Source organism: Nocardia sp. NPDC005978, from assembly GCF_040614455.1.
Lineage (GTDB): Bacteria > Actinomycetota > Actinomycetes > Mycobacteriales > Mycobacteriaceae > Nocardia.
The window spans coordinates 71,846-94,769 of the sequence record NZ_JBEXUS010000006.1; the positions used below are offsets into that span (position 1 = coordinate 71,846).

General features: G+C 68.3%; 15 protein-coding genes. 2 read left to right on the plus strand and 13 right to left on the minus strand.

Going from position 1 to position 22,924, the window contains the following annotated elements:
• Window positions 1-64 precede the first annotated feature (64 nt).
• Complete coding sequence (locus ABZ319_RS04270) at window positions 65-1,231, plus strand: AI-2E family transporter (protein ID WP_354984863.1); 1,167 nt, start codon at window positions 65-67, stop codon at window positions 1,229-1,231.
• On the opposite strand, the gene ABZ319_RS04275 is transcribed toward ABZ319_RS04270, so the two are convergent.
• The 3 genes from ABZ319_RS04275 to ABZ319_RS04285 are packed head-to-tail and all read right to left on the minus strand — an operon-like array spanning window position 1,166 to window position 4,218.
• A complete protein-coding gene (locus ABZ319_RS04275; RefSeq protein ID WP_354984864.1) occupies window positions 1,166-1,822 on the minus strand; it encodes a GAP family protein in 657 nt (218 codons plus the stop codon). The two genes, ABZ319_RS04270 and ABZ319_RS04275, sit on opposite strands and share 66 nt — an antisense overlap.
• Window positions 1,815-3,533 (minus strand): SulP family inorganic anion transporter, encoded by a 1,719-nt coding sequence (locus ABZ319_RS04280; protein WP_354984865.1) that lies wholly within the window; start codon window positions 3,531-3,533, stop codon window positions 1,815-1,817. The genes ABZ319_RS04275 and ABZ319_RS04280 overlap by 8 nt, the downstream gene beginning before the upstream one ends.
• A gap of 25 nt (window positions 3,534-3,558) precedes the next feature.
• Window positions 3,559-4,218: a GAP family protein gene (locus ABZ319_RS04285; RefSeq protein ID WP_354984866.1), complete on the minus strand. Its 660-nt coding sequence runs from the start codon at window positions 4,216-4,218 to the stop codon at window positions 3,559-3,561.
• A 218-nt stretch (window positions 4,219-4,436) separates the two neighbouring features.
• Between ABZ319_RS04285 and ABZ319_RS04290 the strand changes: the two genes are divergently transcribed.
• Complete coding sequence (locus ABZ319_RS04290; RefSeq protein ID WP_354984867.1) at window positions 4,437-5,270, plus strand: hypothetical protein; 834 nt, start codon at window positions 4,437-4,439, stop codon at window positions 5,268-5,270.
• Here the strand turns inward: ABZ319_RS04290 and ABZ319_RS04295 are convergent.
• From ABZ319_RS04295 to ABZ319_RS04340, 10 genes are all read right to left on the minus strand, one after another.
• Window positions 5,228-6,598: a hypothetical protein gene (locus ABZ319_RS04295; protein ID WP_354984868.1), complete on the minus strand. Its 1,371-nt coding sequence runs from the start codon at window positions 6,596-6,598 to the stop codon at window positions 5,228-5,230. The two genes, ABZ319_RS04290 and ABZ319_RS04295, sit on opposite strands and share 43 nt — an antisense overlap.
• A gap of 66 nt (window positions 6,599-6,664) precedes the next feature.
• Window positions 6,665-8,566, minus strand: coding sequence for an alkyl sulfatase dimerization domain-containing protein (locus tag ABZ319_RS04300; protein WP_354984869.1), 1,902 nt, complete (start codon window positions 8,564-8,566; stop codon window positions 6,665-6,667).
• A gap of 103 nt (window positions 8,567-8,669) precedes the next feature.
• Window positions 8,670-9,041: a hypothetical protein gene (locus ABZ319_RS04305; protein ID WP_354984870.1), complete on the minus strand. Its 372-nt coding sequence runs from the start codon at window positions 9,039-9,041 to the stop codon at window positions 8,670-8,672.
• A 32-nt stretch (window positions 9,042-9,073) separates the two neighbouring features.
• Window positions 9,074-9,469: a roadblock/LC7 domain-containing protein gene (locus ABZ319_RS04310; RefSeq protein WP_354984871.1), complete on the minus strand. Its 396-nt coding sequence runs from the start codon at window positions 9,467-9,469 to the stop codon at window positions 9,074-9,076.
• Window positions 9,444-9,875, minus strand: coding sequence for a hypothetical protein (locus ABZ319_RS04315; RefSeq protein ID WP_354984872.1), 432 nt, complete (start codon window positions 9,873-9,875; stop codon window positions 9,444-9,446). The genes ABZ319_RS04310 and ABZ319_RS04315 overlap by 26 nt, the downstream gene beginning before the upstream one ends.
• A 189-nt stretch (window positions 9,876-10,064) precedes the next feature.
• Window positions 10,065-11,315, minus strand: a complete 1,251-nt coding sequence (locus ABZ319_RS04320) for a hypothetical protein (RefSeq protein ID WP_354984873.1) — start codon at window positions 11,313-11,315, stop codon at window positions 10,065-10,067.
• 181 nt (window positions 11,316-11,496) lie between these two features.
• On the minus strand, window positions 11,497-13,095 hold the full coding sequence (locus tag ABZ319_RS04325; protein WP_354984874.1) for an NACHT domain-containing protein: 1,599 nt from the start codon (window positions 13,093-13,095) through the stop codon (window positions 11,497-11,499).
• Window positions 13,096-13,589: 494 nt separating this feature from the next.
• Window positions 13,590-19,718, minus strand: a complete 6,129-nt coding sequence (locus ABZ319_RS04330) for an amino acid adenylation domain-containing protein (RefSeq protein ID WP_354984875.1) — start codon at window positions 19,716-19,718, stop codon at window positions 13,590-13,592.
• A 638-nt stretch (window positions 19,719-20,356) separates the two neighbouring features.
• Window positions 20,357-21,568: an MFS transporter gene (locus ABZ319_RS04335; RefSeq protein WP_354984876.1), complete on the minus strand. Its 1,212-nt coding sequence runs from the start codon at window positions 21,566-21,568 to the stop codon at window positions 20,357-20,359.
• Entirely contained in the window at window positions 21,568-22,851 is a 1,284-nt protein-coding gene (locus ABZ319_RS04340; RefSeq protein ID WP_354984877.1) for a hypothetical protein, read from the minus strand. Before ABZ319_RS04340 ends, ABZ319_RS04335 begins: the two co-directional genes overlap by 1 nt.
• Window positions 22,852-22,924: the final 73 nt, after the last annotated feature.

The window sequence follows — 22,924 nt, forward strand, 5'->3', positions numbered from 1 at the left end:
GGTGTTCGCGGCGTCGGTAATCGGGCACAGCATCGCGCGGTCGACGAGCGGGAGGTGGACGACGGTGTCGAACCCCGACGACGCACAGCTTCCCGGCGTCCGAGCGCCCTGGTCGATTCCCCGGGGCCTGATCGTGCTGCTGGCGGCGGCCAGCGCGGTGATCGCGGTGGCCGGCATCAAGGTGTTCGCCTCGATCGTCGGGCCGGTGTTCCTGGCGCTGATGCTGGCCATCACCGTGCAGCCGATCCAGAACTGGGCGCGCAGGCGCGGGCTGCCCGCGTGGCTCGGTATGGTGCTGGCCCTGCTGGCCTCGTACGCGATCGTGCTCGGATTGCTGGCGGTGCTGGTCGTGTCCGCGGCCCAGCTGGCGACCCAATTACCGGACTACTCGGGGCGTTTCGACGACCTGCTCGACGGCGTCCGCTCACTGCTGTCCGGGTGGGGCGTGGGCAAGGACCAGATTCAGGACCTGCTCAGCGGACTCGACTTCGGGCAGTTGATCGCCCTGCTCGAATCGGCGCTGCGCTCGATGGCCGGGGTGCTCTCGAACCTGGTGTTCGTGCTGGCGCTGCTGTTGTTCATGTCGTTCGACGGCATGTCGTTCCGCAGCCGGGTCACCGCCGTCGAGCGGGTGCGCCCCGATATCGCGTACGCCCTGCGCACGTTCGCCTCGGGCACTCGCCAGTATCTGCTGGTGTCAACGGTTTTCGGGCTCATCGTCGCGGTACTGGACGGCGCGGCGCTGTGGTGGATGGGTGTGCCGCTGCCGCTGCTGTGGGCGGTGCTGTCGTTCATCACGAACTTCATCCCGAACATCGGATTCGTGGTCGGGGTGATTCCGCCCGCGCTGATGGCGCTGCTCGAGGGCGGCCCGCGGCTGATGCTGTGGGTGATCGTGGTGTACTGCGTGATCAATTTCGTGATCCAGTCGGTGATTCAGCCCAAGTTCGTCGGGGACGCGGTCGGGTTGAGCGTCACGGTCACCTTCCTGTCGCTGATCTTCTGGACGTGGGTGCTGGGGGCGCTCGGGGCGCTGCTGGCCATTCCGCTGACCCTGCTCGTGCGCGCGCTGCTGCTCGACATCGACCCCACCACCCGCTGGGTGAGCGCGCTGATCGGCAGTTCACCGCCGGAACTCGAGGCACAGGTCCCGATCACCGTGCGGTCAGAGCAGATCGATCACCCCGCGCACGGTGAACAACGCACCGAACCCGAACAGCACCCCCAGTGACAACGCCCGACTGTGGGCCAGCATCCACGTTTCGGCGCGATCGAGGGCGGTGCGGGCGCGTTCACCGAGGATGACGAACACACCCATCGGGATGAGGAAGTCCAGCGAGGCGGCCACCAGCAGGGCCAGGGTCGCGACGAGCGCCGCCCCGGCGCCGGATCCCGAGCTCGAGATCGAGCTCATGGCCGCCATCATGATGAACAGGTTCGGATTGATCACCGCGAGCGCGATGCCGATGACGAAAGCCTTGCGCGGCCCGGCGGATTCGAGTTCCGCGAGCAGGCGGGGTCGGGACCCGACCGGCGGTGGCTTGCGCGTGGCGGTCCAGCAGCCGACCGCCAGGAACAGCAGACCGACCACCAGCCCGGCGCCGTGCGACACCTCCTCGGGCGTCGCGCCGGGATCGGACGCGCCGCCCAGCAGCGCCGAGATCGCGATCATGGCGTAGACCAGGACGAAGGCCGCGCCGAACGCGGCGGCGTTGGGAATCGGCCTGCGCGAGTGCAGGAGCAGGATGCAGCCGATCACCGCGCCCGGGGTGATCAGCAGCCCGATCAGTTCGGGCAGCAGTTGCAGCAGCAGCTCACCCACGCGGATCTGCCTTTCGCGGTTCGGATTCGGTGATCGGGGCGGGCAGATCGGCGGTCGCGGCGCTGATCGTCGGATAGACGGGGACGCCGTCCGTGCTGGTGCGGGCCGAGGTCAGCTCGTCGCTGAACTGCCCGATCGAACGCGCGATACGGAAGTCGATGCGGCGGTGAGCGAGACTGTCCCGCAGCGCGTTCAGCATCGCGGCGGCGGTGACGTCGACCGACGGCGAGGTTTCCGCGTCCAGCACCACCAGGCGGGTGCGGTCGGTGCACAGGTGCTCGATGCGCTCGCGCACGTAGTCGGCGTTGGCGAAGAACAGGCCCGATTCCACCCGCACGACCAGCACGTCAGCGCGCAGCGGCAGGTCCGGGTGGCGTTCGACATCGAGCCACAGCGTGCCCTGCTGGGCCAGCTGCGCCACGTGGGGCTGGGAGGCGCGATAGACCAGCAGCAGCATGGAGATGCCGATCCCGATCAGCAGGCCGGGCAGCGTGTCGAACAGCAGCACGCCCGCCATGGCGCCGATGGCGCCGAGGAAGTCCGCGCGCGCCGCGCGGCCGTAGATGCTGCCCAGGCGTTCGGTCCACACCCGGTACAGCCCGCGCAGCGCCGCGATGTCGACCAGTTCGATCACGGCCGCGATCACGACACCGGCCAGGGTCGCCTCGGGCAGCTTCTCGAACAAACCGGTGAGAAAGAGCAGGGTGACCACGGTGAGCACGGCGACGGTCAGGCCGCTGAGCTGGGTCTTGGCGCCCGCGGAGCCGTTGACGGCGGTCTTGGACAGGCTGCCGTTGACCACCATGCCCGAGGCGAGTCCGGCGCCGAGATTGGCCGCGCCGAGCCCGAAGAGCTCCCTGTTCGCGTCCACGGTGTAACCCGCCTTGGCCGCATACGTTTTCGCCGCGCCGAGACCTTCGGCGAAACCGATCAGCACCACGCCGACCGCGGGGCCGAGCAGATCGAGGTAGTCGTGCAGCTCGAGGCCGCCGGGCAAACCCACACTGGGCAGACCCGAGTCGATGTGCCCCACGATGGCCACGCCGTGCTCGTCCAGGTGCAGCACCCGGACCGCGAGGATGCCCAGCAGCACCGCCAGCAGTGAGCCCGGCACCAGCGGCAGCCAGCGTCGCAGGCCCAGCACCACCGTTAAGGAGAGCAGTCCGACGAGGGCTGCGCGCCAATTGGTTTCGCCCAGGTGGGTCAGCACTCCCCACGCCTGCCGGAAGAAATTGCCTTCGTGCTTGTGGATGCCCAGCAGTTTCGGGACCTGCCCGATGATGATGGTGAGCGCCAGGCCGACGATGAATCCCTTGAGGACCGGTTCGGAGATGAACGATGCCACGAAGCCCAGGCGAATGAGCCCGGCCAGCAATCCGACCAGCCCGGTCGCGATGGCCAGCGCGGTGGTCAGGGCGATGTAGCGGTCGGTTTCCCCGGCAGCGAGCGGGGTGATGATCGCCGCGGACAGGGCCGCGGTCGCCGACATCGGCCCGACGATCAGATGCCGGGAGCTGCCCGCGAGTGCGTACAGCACCAGGGCCGGCAGGGCCGCGTACAGGCCGATCACCGGCGGGACCCCGGCGATCGAGGCGTAGGCCAGCGCCTCGGGGACCATGACCGCCCACACCGTCAGGCCCGCGATGAGATCGGGCCGCAGCCAACGGGTCTGGTAACCCTGCAGGGATTGGAATACGGGCCAGCCGGTCACAAGTCCCATCCCTTCCGCCGGGGCGTCACAGTCCGCCGATTCCCTTGCCGATCACCACGGCGCCCATCACCAGCAGCACGATCGCCATCACCGCGTGGTTGTTCGCTTGCAACCAGCGGCGAGTGGAATCCAGGGTCGGGCGCAGTCGATCCGCGGCGACCCGGTACCCGAGCACGACCGCGAGCACACTCGCCGCGGCGAGCACCGTGAACACCGCGACCGTGAGCACCCGCTCCCCCGCGCTCAGGTCCGCCGAGCCGATCGTCACCCCCGCCGAGACGCACAGCAGCAGGTTCTTGGGGTTGACCGCGGACAGCAGCACGCCGAGCCCCGCGGCCTTGACGACGGTGAATTCGTCGATGGCGGTCATCCAGCCCGGGGGTTCCCGGTCGGTGCGCCTGCGCCACTGAGCGGCGGCCAGAGCCACCAGGGCCACACCCAACGCGATCTTGATCCAAGATTCGGCGGTGGAGGGCTCGCGGTCCTGCGATCCGCCCAGCACCCCCGAGAGCGCCACGATCACCGTGGTCACCACCGCGATGCCCGCCACCCAGCCCAGTGCGAAACCGGTGCCGGTGCCGGAGGCGTTGCGCGAGAGAATCATCAGGATCGCCGCGACGATCGGGATCGGTGAGATCGCGACACCCACCGCGAGGGGAAGAAGATCGCCCAGGACACTGCCCATGGGCTCACCGTAGGAGCGCCGCGAGCGGGACTGCTCGCACGATTCGGGTGAAATCGGCGACGCCCGGCCCCGCTCGCGCGGGCGGATGCTGGGCCCGGGCGAATGCCGATGTCTCCGATTCGCCCGGGTGCTGCCCGATGATGGTGATCCGGGTCGCGATGTGCTTCATCCGATTCGGGTGAGGTGGGCGAACCCCGTGGGACGACACCATCGGCGGTATGACCGCACGCGCCGTGGTGGACCGGTTGCGCCGCACGCCGGCCGGGCGAACCGCGTGGCGGGTGGTGTCCGGGCTCATCGAAATCCAATGGGTGGACCGGTCTTTGGCGCTGGCCGCGCAGATCTTCATCTCGGTCCTGCCGGTGGTCATCGCGGCGTCGGTGTTCAGCGGCTGGCACACCGCCGCGGACACCCTGAGCGATCAGTTCGGTTTCGACGTAGGACGACTGGGTGTCGCCGAAGCCGAGACCAGCGATCCGTCGTTCGCCGCGTTCGGCGTGCTGGGCCTGGTGATGGTGCTGCTCAGCGGCACCTCGTTCGCCCGGGCGCTGGGCCGCGTCTACGGCGCGGTCTGGTCGGTGCCGTCCATGGGGCCGCGCGACGCGTGGCGGTGGCTCGCCGCGCTGGTGGCGGTCGCGCTGTCGGTGAGCCTGGTCGCGCAGACCCGCGGGCTGTCCCGGCTCGACTACGCGGGCCGTCCCCTGGCCCTGCTCGGGGAGGTCGCGGTCTGGACGCTGGTGTGGGCGTTCGCGCCCTATCTGCTGACCAAGGGCGCGCTGTCGGGTCGGTTGCTTTGGGCCACAGGGCTTTTGACCGCCGTCGGCCTGACCGCGGTGCATGTGGCGGGCCGGATCCTGCTGCCGCGGATAACGGCCAACGCGCAGCAGCATTTCGGCCCGCTCGGGCTGGCATTCACTTCGGTCAGTTGGCTTTTCGTCATGTCGATGGTGATCGTGGGCGCGGCCGCGATCATCGAGGCATTCGCCTCCGATGACACTCCCGTCGGCCGCTATCTGCGGGGATCGGGCGGAGCACCCGGCACCGAGCCGTGAGCGGTATCGGCGGTGACTGCCTCCGCGGGGATCGCCCGGCCCACCAGTTCCACCACGAGCAACGCCACAACCGCGATGAGCACCGTCACGATCACCACCAGCCCGCTCGGGTACGACCACAGTGCGAGCGTCAGCACCGCGGCGGCGATGATCGCCACCCGTAGCGGGGTGCGGAAACGAGCGGCGAACGCTTCGATCGACCGGGGATCGCGGTCGGCGCGCCGCGATCGCGCGGCGGCCAGGGCGCGCCCGTAGCCGCCGCGGATCGCGACGGCGGTGCGGGAGGACCCGGTGAGGAATCCGGCGGCGGCGATGACCACGCCGAGCACGAGCACCGCGCGCAGAGTGGTGCGCAGGGGTTCGAGGACCGCGTCGATCAGTGTCGCAGCCGCCGGTCCGGAGAGGACGTTTGCGGGTACGGCGTCCAGATAGGCCGATCGCCCGATTCCGAGCGCGACGGCGAGCAGTGCCATGGCCGCGACCAGCGCCGCTCCCACCCACGTGAACACCCGGCGGCGCGCGCCCCTGGGCGCGGCCCAGATCGCGCAGGCGGCCGCGAGCACGGTCGCCCACGGCAGGATGCCCGCGGCGCGATCGAGCATCGACACGTAGCGCTGGGCGGTGACCAGCTCCTCGGATTGGAACAGCACGTACGACCCGTTGATCTCGGGCACCCGGTCGGCGAAGGCAAAGCCCTTGTCCACCAGGGCTACTCGCACCCGGTCGACGATCGGGCCGAGCTCGATCCGCACGAAGCCGTCCTCGTCCATGGCGATGGCAGCGGGACCGTCGCCGCGCATGACGGTGACGAACTTCTGATGCGCCTGCCGGTTCGCCTGGATCCAGAGCGTGTCGAACGCGTCCGAGGCCAGGACCGATTCGGCCGTCTCGTGGACGAAGTGCTCGGCCTGTTCCTCGACCACGGGCGCCAAGCCGATCACGGCCGCCGGGACCCGGGGCGCGCTGTCGGTGATCGCGGTCAGCGCCTGCGCGGTGACCGCCTGGACGTCGATCCGATCCATGATCGCGGCGGTGACCCGGTCGGCGAGCCCGTCCTGGATCACCGGGTCCGAGCTCAGCGGTGTCACGGTCTGCACGTATCGATCCGTGTCCAGCAGCTCCCCGCGCACGAAGCGGGCCAGGACGGCCGAGATACCCAGCACGACAACGAAAATCAGCAGGATGACCGTGGCCGTCCAGCGAATCCAGGACCGCCCCGAGCGCGGACCGTCGACCGAGCCGCGGCGAGCGGCCGCTTCCCGGCGCAGGCGCGTGAGCTCGGCGCGTTCGGTCTCGTCCAACGGGCCCGCGGGCCGCTCGTCGTCCATGACATCAGCCCCGTTCGTTCGGCGTTCGGGTCGGCGCGCGCGGACGTGCCGAGGTCGCGGTTACAGCTAGTGCGCGTCGGGGGTGACGATCGCGAAGTTCTTGTCACCGGGGTCGAGCACGGCGACCAACCGCCGCAGCACGGAGTCGTCTCCGGTGAGATTTCCGCCGGCGGTGGCGATTCCTTCCGCGGACAGACCACCGAGTACCAGTCTCGGGAGGTCCTTGGTGGAAGTGGTCACGGTAGCTTCCGCGGGGTCGGGCTGCGGATGCTTGCTGTACGTGAGAACACCGTTCGCCAGGCGGATGCGATAGGCCTGATCGGTGTCGGTGAGCACGATGTCGATCGACAAGGTCTCGTCCCAAGCCCTGGGGCCGTCGACCTGAATCGCGATGGCGTCGAACAACATTTCCGGCGAGAGGTGGTTCAGGATATCGGGTGCGTTGGTCTGGGTCGGGGTGCCGAACTGGCCGTCCCGCAGCTCGGTCGCTCCGGAAAGGTAGAAGTTGCGCCAGGTTCCGTTCTCCGAACCGTAGCCGAGCTGTTCGTAGGTGTCGGCCAGCAGTTCCCGTGCCGCGGCGTGGCCGGGTTCGGCGAAGATCACATGGTTCAGCACCTGGGCGACCCAGCGGAAGTCGCCTTCCTCGAACGACTTTCGCGCCTTGTCGACCACCTCGTCCGCGCCGCCCATGAACCGCAGGTAGCGGATGGATTGTTCGACGGGGGTGTGCTCCCACAGGCTGGCCGGGTTGCCGTCGAACCAGCCCAGGTAGCGCTGGTAGACGGCTTTGACGTTGTGGCTGAGCGAGCCGTAGTATCCGCGCGCGCTCCAGGCGTTCTCGAGCGAGGGCGGCAGCTCGATGGCCTCGGCGATTTCGGGCCCGGTGAGTCCCTTGTTCATCAACCGCAGCGTCTGATCGTGGACGTACGCGTACAGATCGCGCTGGGTGGTCAGGAACTGCTGGACCCGCTCGTTGTCCCAGACCGGCCAATGATGGGACGCGAAAACAACTTCCGCGTCACCGCCGAACAGGTCGATGGTCTCGGTGATGTAGCCGGCCCATCCGTGCGGGTCGCGCACCACCGCACCGCGCAGGGTCAGCAGATTGTGGAAGGTGTGGGTGGCGTCCTCGGCCGCGCACAGGGCGTTGAAGTCGGGCAGGTAGACCAGCATTTCCGAGGGCGCTTCGGTGTCCGGCGCCATTTGGAAGATCATGCGCACCCCGTCGACGGTTTCCTCGTGGCCGGTGGTGGTGATGAAGTCCGTGGGCGCGATGAGGGTGACCGTGCCGGTCGAGGTCGTCTGCCCCAGGCCCGCGCCGACCTGGCCCTGCGGACCGCGGGCGAGCGCCGCGCCGTAGGAGTACCCCGCGCGCCGGCCCATCGCCGTGCCCGCGTACACGTTCTCCGATACCGCGTGCTCGGTGAATCCCTCGGGCGCGAAGATCCGCACCGCCCCGTCGTCGACCTCCTGCTGGGACACGAAGCCCTTCACGCCGCCGAAGTGATCGACGTGGGAGTGGGTGTAGATGATCGCTTTGACCGGGCGATCGCCGCGATGCTGCCGGTACAGCTCGAGCGCCGCGGCCCCGGTCTCGGCGGAGAGCAGGGTGTCGATCACAACGACGCCCTCGTCGCCCTCGATGAACGAGGTGTTGGACAGGTCGAGTCCGCGCACCTGATAGACGCCGGGTACCACCTCGAACAGGCCGTCGATCGACACGAGCCTGGATTGCCGCCACAGGCTCGGATTCACCGTGTCCGGCGCGTCGCCTTCGACGAATGCGTAGGTGTCGTTGTCCCACAGCACTGTTCCGTCATCGGCGGTGACGGCGTTGGGTTCGCGCCGTCCGATCAGTCCCCGGGTGGCGTCCTCGAAGTCCTGGGTGTCGGAGAACGGTAACCGGTCCAGCAGCTCCTTGTTCCGGCGGACGATGGACTCGGTTGCAGGTTTCGGAGTCGCAGCCATCGGGCGAGTGTGTCGCCCGCAGCGCGGCGGCGGTTCACCCGAACCGGGTGAACGGCGGTAATCGGGCGCACGGCCCGCAGACCGTGCGGATCCCGCGTCGGCCTCAGACCTCGATGTCGGAGTCGATGGCGCGCAGCCGGTGCCGGGCCAGCGCCAGGTTGGCGCGCTCGCGATCGAGGGCGAGGTACAGGAAGAGCCCGGCCTTCGGACGGCTCGAGAGCGGGCGGATCACGTGGTACTGACCGGCCAGGGTGATCAGAATGTCCTCGATCTCCTCGTGCAGTCCGAGGTGTTCGATGGTGCGCATCTTCGCCCGCATCACCTCGGTGTTGCCGGCCGCGGCGATCTGGAGGTCGAAGCTCTTCGTGCCGCCGGCGGTGCCGAGCGCCATGCCGCTGGTGTAGTCGACCAGCGCCGCGCCGATCGCGCCGTCGATCGACATCATGTCCTTCAATGCGACGTCAATGCTGCTCATACGTGTTGTCCTCTTCCTTCGGGGTGTGGGAATCATCGGTCGCCGGTGGTTCTGCCGAGTACCTCGGCGATGCGCTGGGCGATCGGCCGGGATTCGAGGTGGGTGCGGCCGACCGTGGCGCTTCCGGTTCCCAGCACGCCCAGGATGGCCTTGGGCCCGGCCGCGTAGACCGCGACGTGCCCGGCGGGCCCGCACACGACGAGCTCCTCGAGCTCCGTCCCGAGGGCGGTGTCGACCAGGCGCTGCGACAGCGCCAGCTGCGTCGAGATCAGCGCGGCCATGCCGGTCGGCTCGATCCGGGCGGGCAGATCATGGGTGACGAGCAAGCCGTCGCTCGAGGCCACCACCGAGCCGATCAGGTCGGGCAGCTGCCGCCGCAGGGCGGCGAGCAGCAGGTCCACTTCAGTCGGGTCGGGCGTGGCGGGCATGCGGATTCGCTTCTGTCGGTGAGGTGGTGGTTCCGGATGGTCCCGAACTCGCGGGCATCGTCTCGGCGACGAGTTGGCGTATTCGATGGCGGGACAGTCCGAGGTTGCCGATGCGTTCGTCGAACACGGCGTGCAGGAACAGGCGGGCGGCGTAGTCACCGTCGATCGGGTGGATCAGGTGGTAGGCGCCGGGACGGCAGACGATGATCTCGGTGGGGTCGTCGGGCGCCGGACCCGACAGCGCGGGACACGAACTGATCGATCGCAGAATGTCGGTGGTCAACGCCGCGTCGGCGTGCCCGTCCACCGTCGGGTGCGCACCGGCCGCGGCGATCAGCAGACCGCTGGCCCCGTCCGCCAAACTCACGCTCACCGCACCCGGGATTTCCATCACCCGCTGCAGCAAGCCGTCGATTCCTTGCACCTACCACCCTGTTCACGATCTTGATAGCCGCAGCGTACACAGCACGGCCACCCACCGCATATCGGCGCGGGACCGAACTCGTTGCGGCGCTGGGCGTTCGAATTCCTGCGGCACGACCGGAGACGCCACCCGCGTCGAGCGAATCGCCGGGTCGATCACCGCCGCAATCGATCACCGACCGCGCAGCAGCCCGCCGAATCGAGGCTTGCGCAGCTCGCTGGTGTCCACGATGACCTCGAATGGATGCGGCAGGGACAGTTTCGCGCCGAACTCGACCTCGTCGACGCACCGGTAGGCCCCCTCGTGCAGCTCCGAATGAATCGTCAGTTGGCCTTTGGCGATGTCGACCAGCAGATACAGCGGCACACCCGCTCCGCCGTAGAAGTGCCGCTTGTACGCGCAGTCGGAGTCGAATCCGATATCGATCGCCAGCCACGCGCCCTGTCCGGCGAAGGCGTCACCGCAATAGGGACTACTGGTTCTGGGCGAGTTCATGGGAGAGGCCAGCAGCCCGGCTGTCGCGAACAGACCCGAAACATCATCCAGAACAACGCCATTGGGTTGCACCACGAGCTTGCCCAGGGAGTCGCAGTCGCGCAGCAACTGGGCGAAGCACCGCGCGTTGCGCAGGACCGTCGCCCCGGCTCGTCGCCCGATCGACGGGCGGATCACGATCCACCCCTGATAGATGCCCTCGACCGAGCCCCTCCCGCCCAGCTCGCCGCCCATGACCCGGGCCAGCTCGCGCACGGCGTCATCGATGACTCGGTCCGGGCGGCAGATCCGAAGTCTGTTGTCCAGCAGTTCGGACTGGTACCCGGCGGGCAAACGGATGTCGCGGCGCAACATCGACAATTCGTCGCGTCCCGCAAACACCGTCGCACACAGGAACCGGTGCGTTCGGCCCCGGTGCCTGACGATTGCGCCCGGGGCTTTTGCTCGCCCGTATCTGAACAACTGGCGAACCGCGCGATGGCCGACGTTGTCCAGTAGCACCTGCACGATCGTCATGCGGCGCACCTCATCCCGGGAGTCCGTGTCTGCGACGATGTCCCGGATCTGCTTGATGCTCGCCTGACGTGCCCGCGGTCTCGACAGCTCGGGCAACGATCGCCGCTTCATGTACCGCTCGGCCCAGTCCCCCAGATCCTCGACGCTCAGGCATGCCACCTGAACGATCTCCTCACGCAGCCAGATCGTTTCCTCGGCGGTGCAGATGTCCTCCACATCCCGTTCGGCCTGCTGCTGCAATTTGCGCACCGGGCCCATCAGTCGGCGTCCGCCGAGAAAACCCCGCCAACTCGCGGGAGTCTGCGTCCGCAATACGGCCGGGGCCGCGATTCCACACAGCACCGTCGGGAGCAGAGTCGGCGCGAGCCCGGCCATCTCACCCAATTCGCCGTGGCGAAACTGTTGCACCACAGCGTTCAATGCCAGGAGCGCGGTGCTTGCGATCGCGTCGAAAAGAATCACGTACGAGAAAGGAAGCCACGCTTTCCAGCGCAGCGCCTTCTCATTTCCGACAGCTCGCAACATGAGCGAAGAAAGCACCGCGATCAGAGCGGCAAGCACCCACAGCGGGAAGTTCAAGTGCAGGTTCCGCCTAGTCGCCACTCATCGCGAATGCGTCGCTGCGCCGATATCTGATGCCGTCCAGCCGCTCGAAAGGCGTATCGATCGCGCCGATTTCGCGCAGTGACTGCAATGCGGCGGTTACTCGGCTCGGCACCAATTTCGAGCGACTACAGACCTGGCACAGGTCGTAGCTGATGCCCGACCGCATCGCCGCCAGGACCTGCCGCTCATCCGACGTTCCGAGATTGACCCGGTTACCGGCTTCGCTCGGCGTGATCGGGTCCCGCAGGCTCGCCTCGACGTAGTCGTACACCGCTTTCCGTGCGGCATCCTTGTTTCCCAGGAAGGCTTCACAAATGCCGTACAGCAGTATGGCGACGGAGTGCTTGCTCGAATGCTTCGCTCGGCCCGCCTCCAGGTAGGCGATTTTCGCGCCGCCGTAATTGCCGGCCGCGTACAGCTGATTGCCCAGGGCCAGCGCCGCCGCGGCGGGGTCTCGCTCGTCCCGCTCACGCAGACAACCGGGGACCGTAGCCACGTTCTCGGCCCGCGAGGCCGCGGCCAGACCCAGCATCACCTGTTCACGAATGCTGTCGTCGACCATCAGATCCCGCAGGATCCGAACCACCCGCGCTACGTCGGGACGGTACGGCGGTGCGTCTTTCGCGATGGTGATCTGCCCCATCGCCGATTCCAGGTAGTCCATCGACTGTTCGGCGGGAACCGCCTGCAGTGTGGCGATCCTGTCCACGCCGATCGCGGACAACAGCGTGCTCAATTCCGGATCCGAGGCACGGCAGGTGATGACCATGCGGGTGTCGACGCCGGCGTTCCATCGTGCGATCTCGCCGAGTAGGAGACCCCGCCGGTCGGTCCGTACCTCGTCGTATCCGTCCAGGAACAGGATGAGGATGCCGTCGTCGAGCCAGCGCCTGGTCACCGTGGTCGGGATCGCGTACAGGTAGGACGCTTGCTCGATGATCCACTCCGGCAGCGCGAGTCCCGCGCTCCAGTCTCGTAGCGGAAGCACGAGCGGCACCTTGTGTGCCTGCTTCTGCAAGTAGTCGTTGGCGATGAATGCCGCCAGCTTCAAGGACAGCACGCTCTTGCCGGACCCCGGGTTTCCGAGCAGCACCGTGCGCCGCACGTCGTCGCGGTACAGCAGCGGAACGAGGCATTCATCGCCGACGGTTTCGGAGTGCTCGATCGAACCCGCGGGATCGATGCGCCCGTCGACCACGGTGCTATGCGACGCTATCGTGACCTGCGGTGCGATATCGGGCGCATCGACGCAGTACGACTTCGCCAGTGCGCCATAGTGGTTGCGCAGGCGTTTGACCGACTTGTTCGCGTCGGCCACGCGGTGCGAGTCCGGCTGCCGCGAGAACCGGTCGAGCTTGGCCAAGGCCACAGCAGCGGGAACCACGCCCAGTGCCAGCGAAAGCGGTGCGGAAAGCCCGGCGTCCGCGGTAACCGCCAGGGTCGCAACGGCAGCTGAAGCGGCGGCCACCGAGCTGGCCCGGGCCAGCCATACCCGGAATTCGGGATTCTGCGCGGTGAGGTCCAGGAGACGCGTCCGCTGCTGATCCATGGTCGCCCCGATCGAGATGACATGTCGTGAGGTCATTGCGTACGTCCCGGCACGACGGAACCCGACTGTGGCACGCCTGATTCCCCACGGCCGCTGCTATCGCAGCAATAGAGTAGAGCGCGCTCGCGGGTTCCGCGGGCAGGCATGCGACACAATGAGATAACGGTCGCGTTGCCCATCCCTAAGGCGACCGACCGGGATATTCCGGTAGGCCGGATATTTCTCCGAATACACCCCGGCCGCGCCTTCGCGTACGAGTGACGAAATGCGATCCCGCTCAACGGCAACGATCCCCTCTACTTTCCCGAGGCAGCCGGAAACATCATCGCGACCTCGAGCGCTGCGGAATTCATTGAAGCATCGCGGAGTCACGAATTCGCCCGGGGGTCGCCACCGTGCACAGAATGTCCCCTGATTGGCACGAAATGCCACGTGTGACGGGAAAGGACAATGCTCGCAATTGAACTCGGTCGCCATGACCATCGCGTGTGATGGGCACGGCGACCGAGCGGGCAGACCTTTCCGAGCGACTACACCGGGGTCAAGCGCTGCTCGCCGCCGCGGGCTGCTGCCGCCAGCTCACCCATGTAGCGGCTCAGGACCGTGCGGTCGATCGGCGGGCATTCGATGGTCGTACCGGCAAGGGCCGCACGGGTGTTGGTGTCGGACCAGCGGGCGTGGGCGGCCAGGCCCGCGTAGGTGGGCGACAGGAGGGCGGCGCGGGCCAGTACGTCGCGGTCGGAGGCGGCCGCCGTGCTCGCTCGGCGCTCGAGTTCCCGGCGGACCGCGTCCAGGGGCTCGACCCGCACCTCGACACCGTGTGATCGCAGGCTGTCCAGGACCGCGGGGATCGAGGTGGGCTGGTGGTTCACCAGGTGGTAGACGGTTTCCCGGTGTGGGCCCGACCCGATCGCGACGATCGCGCGTGCCACGTAGTCGACCGGGACCAGGGAGATCGTCGCCTCGCCCACGTCCGGGGCCAGGCCCAGGGTCGCGGCGGCGCCGACCATGTTCCAGAATCCGTCCTGGGGATTGCCGACCGCGTTCACCGTGTGGGCGCTGACGGTTCCGGGCCGCAGAATCGTCACCGGCAGGCCGCGCTCGCCGGCCTGGCGAATCAGTTCCTCGCCAACCCATTTCGAGATCAGGTAGCCGTTGTCCTGGAGTTGGCCGGCGGTGAGGCGGTCGGATTCGGCGACCAGGTCGGGCCGGGTCCCGGACGGTATCGCGGCCCCTAGGGTGGAGACGAAGTGCACGGCTTTGGCGCGGACGGTGGTGGCCAGGCGCAGCACCGTTCTGGTGCCCTCGACGTTGGCCGCGCGCAGGCGCTCGTAGGGATCGACGTGGTTGACGCGAGCGCCGTTGTGGTAGATCGCGTCGATACGCTCGGTCAGAAGCTCAAAATCACTTGCCGCCAAACCGAAGTCGGGGAGCGAGAGGTCGCCGCACAAGACACGGACCCGATCCTCGATGCCGTCGGTGCGCAGCCTGAACTGCCCGAGCGCCGCCATGATCCTGGCGCGGGCCTCGGCGTCGGAGTCCGCTCTAATCAGACACCACACCCGGGCGTCGGTGCTGCGCAGGAGCTCATCGAGCAGGTGCACGCCCAGGAATCCGGTGGCGCCGGTCAGCAGAATCTCCGAGGCCGCGCCCGGGGCCGCCGGCGCGCACCCGGCCGGTGAGATCTCCTGTGCGAGAACGGCGTCGGCCGCGTGCGAGGACACCACGGCAGGCGCGGGCGGGTTGGCGATGTGCGCCGCGAGCCCGGCGACCGTGGGCGCGCTCAGGATCGCCCGCATCGGCACGTCCCGTTCCAGGCGTGCCGAGAGGCGGCGATGCACGTCGAAGACGCCGAGCGAGGACCCGCCCAGATCGAAGAAGCTGTCGGTGACACCGACCCGGCCCACGCCGAGCACCTCGGCGAAGACCTCCGCGATGGCGATCTCCACCGGGGATTCGGGTGCCGCGGAGCCGATCTCGTCCGTGTCCTCGACGGCGGGCAGCGGCAGTGCCGCGCGATCCACTTTCCCGCTGGAGTTCGTCGGGAAGGCCGCGAGCACGGTGATCACCGCGGGCAGCATGTAGCCCGGCAATACGTCGGAAAGCTTGCGCCGCAGCGACTTCGAATCCACGTCCTGACCCGGTGCGGGAACCACGTAGCCGAGCAGCCGGACGTCGCCGCCCGCGCGCTGGGCGGTCACCGCGGCCTGGGCGATCGCGGGATTGCCGAGCAGCGCCGATTCGATCTCGCCCAGTTCGATGCGGTGCCCGCGCACCTTGACCTGCAGATCGGTGCGACCGAGGAAGTCGAGTTCCCCGTCTGACCGCAGCCGGGCCAGGTCGCCGCTGCGGTAGGCGCGGGCGCCGGGCGGGCCGAAGGGATCGGCGACGAATCGGCCCGCGGTCAGCCCCGGCGAGCCCTTGTAGCCGCGGGCGAGCTGGACACCGGACAGGAACAGCTCGCCGGTGACGCCGCGCGGGACCGGGCGCAGGCGCGCGTCCAGCACCCGGCACTGCGAGTTCCAGGCGGGGAGCCCGATGGGCAGGCGGGGCTCGTCCAAGTCGCTCGCGCGCACGTGCCGCTCGGTGATGCTGACCGCGGCTTCGGTCGGGCCGTAGAGATTGTGCACCTCGGCGGAGCAGATCTCGGCGAAGGTGCGCACGGTTTCCGGCGGCAGCGCCTCGCCGATGACGAACAGCGCGCGCAGGGTTCGCAGCGCCTCGGGCTCGGGGTGCTGGGCGATGAGCGCGGCCATGGCGGGCACGACGTCGGTCAGGGTGACCCCGTGGGCGGCGACGGCCCGGCAGATCGCGTCGGGGTCGCGGTGTTCGCCGGGCAGCGCCAGGATCAGCCGGGATCCGGCCCACAGCGGCACGAAGTAGCCCCACAACGATACGTCGAAGGTGGCCGCGGTCTTGTGCAGGTACACATCCCGCGCGCCGACCTCGTAGCGCCGGCACATCCACTCCACCTGATTGGCGATCGCCTCGTGGGTGATCACCACGCCCTTAGGCCGCCCGGTCGAGCCGGAGGTGTACATGACGTAGGCGGCGTGATCGGGCCGCAGTTCGCCCGTCCGTTCGGCGCCGGACACCGGTTCGCCCGAGTAGGCGCTCAGGTCGAGGGTGTCGATCAGGTGCACCCCACCCATCGCGAAACGATCTGCGGTGGTGGATAATACGCAGTGCGGCTGCGCCGAGGCCAGCACGTAGCCGATGCGGTCGGCGGGGTGGTCGGGATCGATCGGCACCCAGGCCGCACCGGCGTCGACGGTCGCGTGCATGGCGACGACCTGATCGATCGAGCGATGCGTGGCGATCGCGACGATCGACTCCGGTCCCACCGCCCGCTCCTGGATCAACCAGCGCGCGAGCCGGGCGATCCGTTCGGCGAGCAGCCGGTATGTGATCGATTCGCCGCCGCAGACCACCGCGATCTCGTCCGGGCTCAGTTCCGCGTGCCTGGCCACTACCCCGGCAAGGGTACGAACCGGGATCTCTTGCACGGCACCGTGACTCGACAGCTCCGGGTCGTCGTCGCGGACGAGCGCGAGATCGCCCACCCGGCGCCGCGGGTCCGCCAGGATCGATTCCAGTACCCGGATGTAGCCGTCGAGGAAGCGCTCGATGGTGGCCCGGTCGAAAAGGTCCGTGCTGTACCCGAACCGGATGCCGATGAGGCCGGGCGCACCGTCCTCGCCGTGGGTGTCGATCACCCCGATGTGCAGATCGGATTTCACGGTCTCGGCCGCGACATCGAGCATCGAGGTGGTGATGCCGGGCATGGACAGCGCGGCCTGGGTGAAGTTCTGGAACGCGAATCCGACCTGGTAGAGCGGATGTCGGCCCGGTGACCGGACCGGGTCGACGGCGTCCACGACGAGTTCGAACGGTACTTCCGAATGCGCGAAATTGGACAGGTCGCGGGTGCGGGTTCTGGCGAGCAGATCGGTGAAGCTCTCGGCGAGATCCACACTGGTCCGCGAGACCGTCGTATTGACGAACATGCCGGCGACCCCGTCGAGCGCGGGCTCGGATCGCACGGTCATCGGCACGCCGATCGAGATGTCCGAGGTGCCGGACAGCCGGGCCAGCAGGACCGCGAGCGCGGTGCGCATGACCATGAACAGACTCGCCTGCTGGGCGTGCGCCAGGTCGAGCAACGCGGTGTGCATCTGCGCGGGCAGCGTGCGGTCCAGGGTCGCCCCGCGCAGCGAAGCCACGTTCGGTCGACGCCGGTCGGCGGGCAGGTCGAGTTGGTCCGGGAGCCCGGCCAGTTCGGTCTGCCAGTACCGAAGCTGTTGCGACAGCAGCGAATCCGGGTCTTCGCGTGAGCCCAGCAACTCCCGCTGCCACAGCGCGTAGTCGGCGTACTGCACCGCCAGGGCCGGCCAGGTCGGCGCGACGCCGCCCAGTCTCGCGCCGTAGGCGTCGGCCAGGTCGCGGGCCAGCGGGGCCATGGAGGAGCCGTCGGCGCAGATGTGGTGCAGCGCGCACACCAGCAGGTGCCCGGATGGCGTGTGCAGCAGCCGAACTCGCAGCGGTACCTCGCTCGTCACGTCGAAGCCCTGCCAGAGCAGGTCGCGCACGCGGGCGTCCACGCCGGCGTCGGAGACCTCCTCCACTCCGAAACGGTCGAGGATGGCCTCCGGGTCCTCGATGAGCTGGTGCGGCCCGTGCTCGTCGGCGGGGTACCGGGTGCGCAGCGCTTCGTGCCGGGTGACGACATCGAGCAGCGCGCGGGTCAGCGCCGGAACATCGACGCCCTCCAGCCGCAGCGCGAATCCGATGTTGTCCACCGCGGCCGCGGTGTCGAACTGATTGCGCAGCCAGAAGCGAAGTTGGTTCGCGGACAGCGGTATCCGCTCGGGCCGCACCCCGGCCAGCAGCGGTGGCCGGGCGGTTTCGAAGTGCCTGGTGCGGATCGCGGCGGTCAGCAGGGCCGGGGTCCGGTACTCGAACAGCAGCTGCGGCGGGATCCGCAGCTGCCAGATCTCGCTCAGGCGGGCGGCGGCCTGGGTGGCCAGCAGCGAGTTTCCGCCGGCGGCGAAGAAGTCGCTGTCGCCGTCCAGATCCCGGGTGCCCAGCACGCGGACGAAGACCTCCCGCACGAGGTCGTCACCGATCCCGCTCGCGCCCGCGACCGGCGCGGTCCGGGCGGTGTGCGCGGCGAGCGCGGCCCGGTCGACCTTGCCCGAGGGGGTGAGCGGGAACTCCTCGAGTACGCGAATCGAGTTGGGCTGCATGAAGGATGGCAGTTCCGCGGCCAGCCAGGCTCGCAGTTCCGCGGTGAACGTGTGCGCCGGCGCGTGCTCGGTGCGGACGAACGCGACGAGTTCGATGCTGCCCGTGGAGGTGGTCCGATCCACCGTCACCGCGTCCGCGACGCCCGGCATCCGGCCGAGCGTCGCGTCGATCTCGCCCAGTTCGATGCGGTGCCCGCGAATCTTGACCTGGTGGTCGCCGCGCCCGCGGTATTCGAGTTCGCCATCGCGGTTGTGCCGCACCAGATCTCCGGTGCGGTACATCCGGGCGCCGGGCGGGCCCAGGACATCGGCGACGAAACGCATGGCGGTCTGTTCCGGGTGTCCGGGATAGCCGCGGGCCACCGCCGGTCCGCTCACGTACAGCTCGCCGACCGCGCCGGGGGCCACCGGGCGCAGCCACGTGTCCAGGATTCGATAGCCGACCCCGTCGACCGGGCGGCCGATGGGCACCGGGTCCGCCTCCCGCAGCGGACCGGTCAGGGTGGCCGCGATCGTGGATTCGGTGGGCCCGTAGATGTTGTGGAACCGGCGGCGCGGAGAACTCCAGCGCCGCACCAGCGCCGGTGCGCAGGGTTCTCCGCCGACCGCGATCGTGGTCAGGGTCTCGAGCTCGCGGGCGTCCAGGCTCGCCAGGACCGAGGGTGTCAGGAACGCGTGGGTGATGCGGTGCCGGTGCAGGAAGTCCGCCAATTCGCCGCCGCCGAGGATGGTCGGCGGCGCGATCACCAGGGTGGCACAGGCGCCGACCGCGAGCAGCAGTTCCAGGATCGAGGCGTCGAAGCTCGGGGAGGCGAAATGCAGTACGCGCGCGTCCCGGTGGGTTGCGAAGGAGGTGTGCAGGTCCGCGGTCAGCGCGGGCACACCGGCGTGGGTCACGCCGACGCCTTTGGGACGGCCGGTCGATCCCGAGGTGTAGATGAGGTAGGCCAGGTTCGCCGGGCGCAGCGGCGAACGCCGGTCGACGTAGGAGATCGCCCGGGGCGACTCCGCGGTCAGCTCGGCCGCGACCCGCGGGTCATCGAGTACCAGCCACCGAATGTGGCCGGGCAGCTCCTCGAGGTACCGGGCGAACGTGACGCCGAAGGCACACCCGCTGTCGACGAGCAGGTACTCCACGCGGGCGCGGGGATAGGCCGGGTCCACGGGCACGAACGCGGCCCCGGATTTGGCGATCGCCCAGGTCGCCGACACCGAGTCCACCGAGCGGGGCAGCACGATCGCGACGCGATCCTCGGGCCCCGCGCCCAGCGCGCACAGCCTGCGCCCGAGCCGATTGGATTCCTCGTCCAGCTCGCGATAAGTCAGCGTCCGTTCCACCCCGACCAGCGCACACCCGTCGGGATGCTGTGCGACGGCCGCGCCGAGCAGGGAGACCACGCCGCGCCCCCGCATCTCCCCGTCTCGCCGCCTCCGCTCCGCACGAGGTGTCGTCGGCAAGCGGTTGTCGCGCATGGGGATCCCGTCGTGAGAGTGCTATCGATGTTTCCAGCGCGCAGGTCGTGTGGATTCCCACCCGAGAGAAGCCCGGCGGATTCGCACGACACTCGCGCCCGAATCCACGGGTTCCCCGCCCCCGACGGCGTGGCCCAGCATCGACACCTCTGACTGTGTCGGGACATCATGTTATCGATCGTTGTCCGCCGCAACCCTTTGGGTGGCACAGATCTGTTCGAGGCAAAACAGCACCGCCCCACCGCAATCGACACCACGCCGCAAACTGCTGTAATAGCTGAACGGTCTGGATGTTCGGCCCGCGTCACTCGGCCGGCTCGCTCGCCGCCGGACCAGTGACCACCCGTCCCAGACGATGTGACCGGTTCGAGTCGCGGGAGGTGAGGTACCGCTCAGACACCGTGGGTCGTGATCTGCTACGGCACCACCGGAACGATCAGGGGTCGCACCGCCGAGTCTTCCGGGGGCGGCGGTTCGCCGACAGGCATGCGGGACAGCCGCGCGGACATGTTCGAACGTCCACCACCACGCGCCGCTTACATCGGACCGGAACGTATTGTCCGAGACCGAGCTAGAGCTCATCGGGGCGCAACAGCTTTCGCAATCCGTGGATCTGCGATCCGCCGGCGTGCAAGCAGTAGCAGAATGCAGCACGAACCCGCAGCGACCACCAGGAACGCAGTCGTTAGAGACGCTGCATGCATGATCGGGCCGAAAACCACCGGCGTCAGACCCTGTCCCACGAACAGGGCCGTCCCGGCGAGCGACACCGCCAGCCCGCGCCGCGTCGGTTCCGGTGTCTCCCCGATGAGAAGTGTCGTCACAGGCAGCGATAGCCCGTTACTGATTCCGACCAACGCGGTCGCGGCCAACAGGAGCAAAGGTTGGGTGTTGAGCGCAAGTACGGTGAAAGCCACTGCCCGGCAAGCCCACACGATGCGCAGCAGGACGCCGAACCCGACGCACGCTGCTATGTGGACGAACACAGCGCCGATGACTCCAGCGAATGCGAACAATCCGACTTGGAACAGCGACACGAACATGGGGTTCACGATTCCGGCCTGGGCGAGTCGCCCGGGTAGGAAGACGATGAGACCATACGTGGTCAAGCCGGATGCCGCGGTCATCGCGTACCAAGCGCTCAGGGTTGGGTGCCGCCGAAGCAATTCCACCGTGGAACCGCGGCGCTCGCAATTTTCGGAACGGCGCGGCTGCTCGGGCGGCGCCCATATCAGAACCGCGATTCCCAGCGGGATACCGAGCAGGTAGAGGCCGAACGTAGCATGCCAGTCGAACGCACCAAGCGCGCCCGCCAACAGCGGCCAGGCCACCGCGCCGACTGTCATCGCCGTGGTGCGCCAGCCGATCATCCGATCCTGGTCCCGCCCGGCTCCCATCGCCAGGAGCGCCACGGTGGTGACACTGAATACTGCTGCGGCCCCGGCGCCGAGAAGCACACGGCTAGTGAGCAGGATCGGATACGAGTCGGTCACAGTCCCCACTCCCCCCGCGACACCATAGAGAAGCAGACCCATTCCCAGCAGATGCCGAACTCCCCAGCGGTCGGTGGCGCGGCCCACGAATGGGCTGACCACCACGATGACCCCCGCATGCGCGGCTAACAAGATGCCAACCGCTGTCGCACTGATGCCGAGGTCGTGGCGAATGAGTTCGACGACTGGCATGATTATCCCGCCGACGCACGCGGCCAGGGTCGAAGCGAGCAGTAGGACCGCCGGATATCCGTATACCGGTCGACCGGAAACGCTGGCGCCCTCGGGCTCGTACATCACGGTACTGAAATCGGCTCGGGTTCAACCGAGAACAGCGGCTCTGCCAACGCACGGATCTCTGCCCGCTGTGCCTCGAGCGGCCACCTCGGATCCGGTTCCAAGAAGAGATATCCGGCGGCAGCCGCAGAGCCCCGGCCACGTCCTAAATAGTCGTTCTCGCGCACCCGTGTCTCTGCCCTGAGAACTCCGGGTAGTGCCTCGAGTTCGGACCTCGCGGGGACCCGGCGCACAATTCCGTGTGCCGGTACCAGAGCTACGGTGGCAATTGCCTCGTATCGCCGATCGGTAGGGGTGGGCAGCTCCCGCTCCAACGCGAGGTCGATCCCGGCGTCGAAGGTGTTGACTCCGAACAGCATTTCACACACCACCGGCAGTGCCGTTCCGCCTTCGCGACAAGCGATTTCGCCCAGCACATAGTCGCCATCGCGCGTTAGGAAGACCTCACAGTGCACCGGGCTGTGTGGATCGCCCAGGATGTCGAGCGCACGGAGAGTCAGGGCAATGACGTCCGCCGCGACAGGGCTGTCGTCACCGAGCGTGACGTGCTCTGCGGCCTGTCCCTCCTGAACCGCGTCGAGCAATGGCCTGGCATGCTCGGTTACCAGGGTGATTCGCGATCGGTCCGGCCAGGTCACAATATCGCAGGTGTATTCGGCGAGGATGTCGATGTACTGCTCCACCAGAAATCCATCGGCGGTGGAGTCCAGGCTGCCGTAAACCCCGGCGGCGCGCAGCGTCTCATCGACATCCTCGGGCGCGGTGCGCGCGGCGAACGCGCCCGCAGTCCTGAGCTGACGTAAGTGTCCAGCATCGCCGATGCGATGCGTGCCCAGGGTCCCGCAGCCGCGGCGGGGCTTCACCACGACGGGCCAGCCGAGTTCGTCCGCGGCCGCCGCGATGTCACCGATCGAGTGCACGACCGCCCAGCGCGCGACCGGGATCCCGGCCTCGTGCAATCTGCGCTTCATCACCGCTTTATCGGTGAATGCCACGGACTGAGCCCAATCGCGACCGCGCGCTCCCAACAGAGAACTCAGGAATCCCGCTGCTGCGGTCGTAGTTTCATGCGGACCGATGACACGGGTGACGGTGGGCAGCGGCGCTACGCGCTGAGCGAGCTGACTGTAATCGGTCCAGGAGGTCACCGTGAGCAGCGGTACCGGCACTCCGACCCACAGGTGCTCGGTGCCCGCCGGAATAACACAGCAGGCAGGACCCTCGATTCGGTCCAGGTACGGCGTGGCGAATCGTGGGCCGGGTGTGACGATCAAGGTGACCATCGTGACCTTCCGTGTAGTGCTGGCGATTGGGACGGTGGCGCCGGTGCGAGAAGCGCTGTACGCGCGCTCCAGG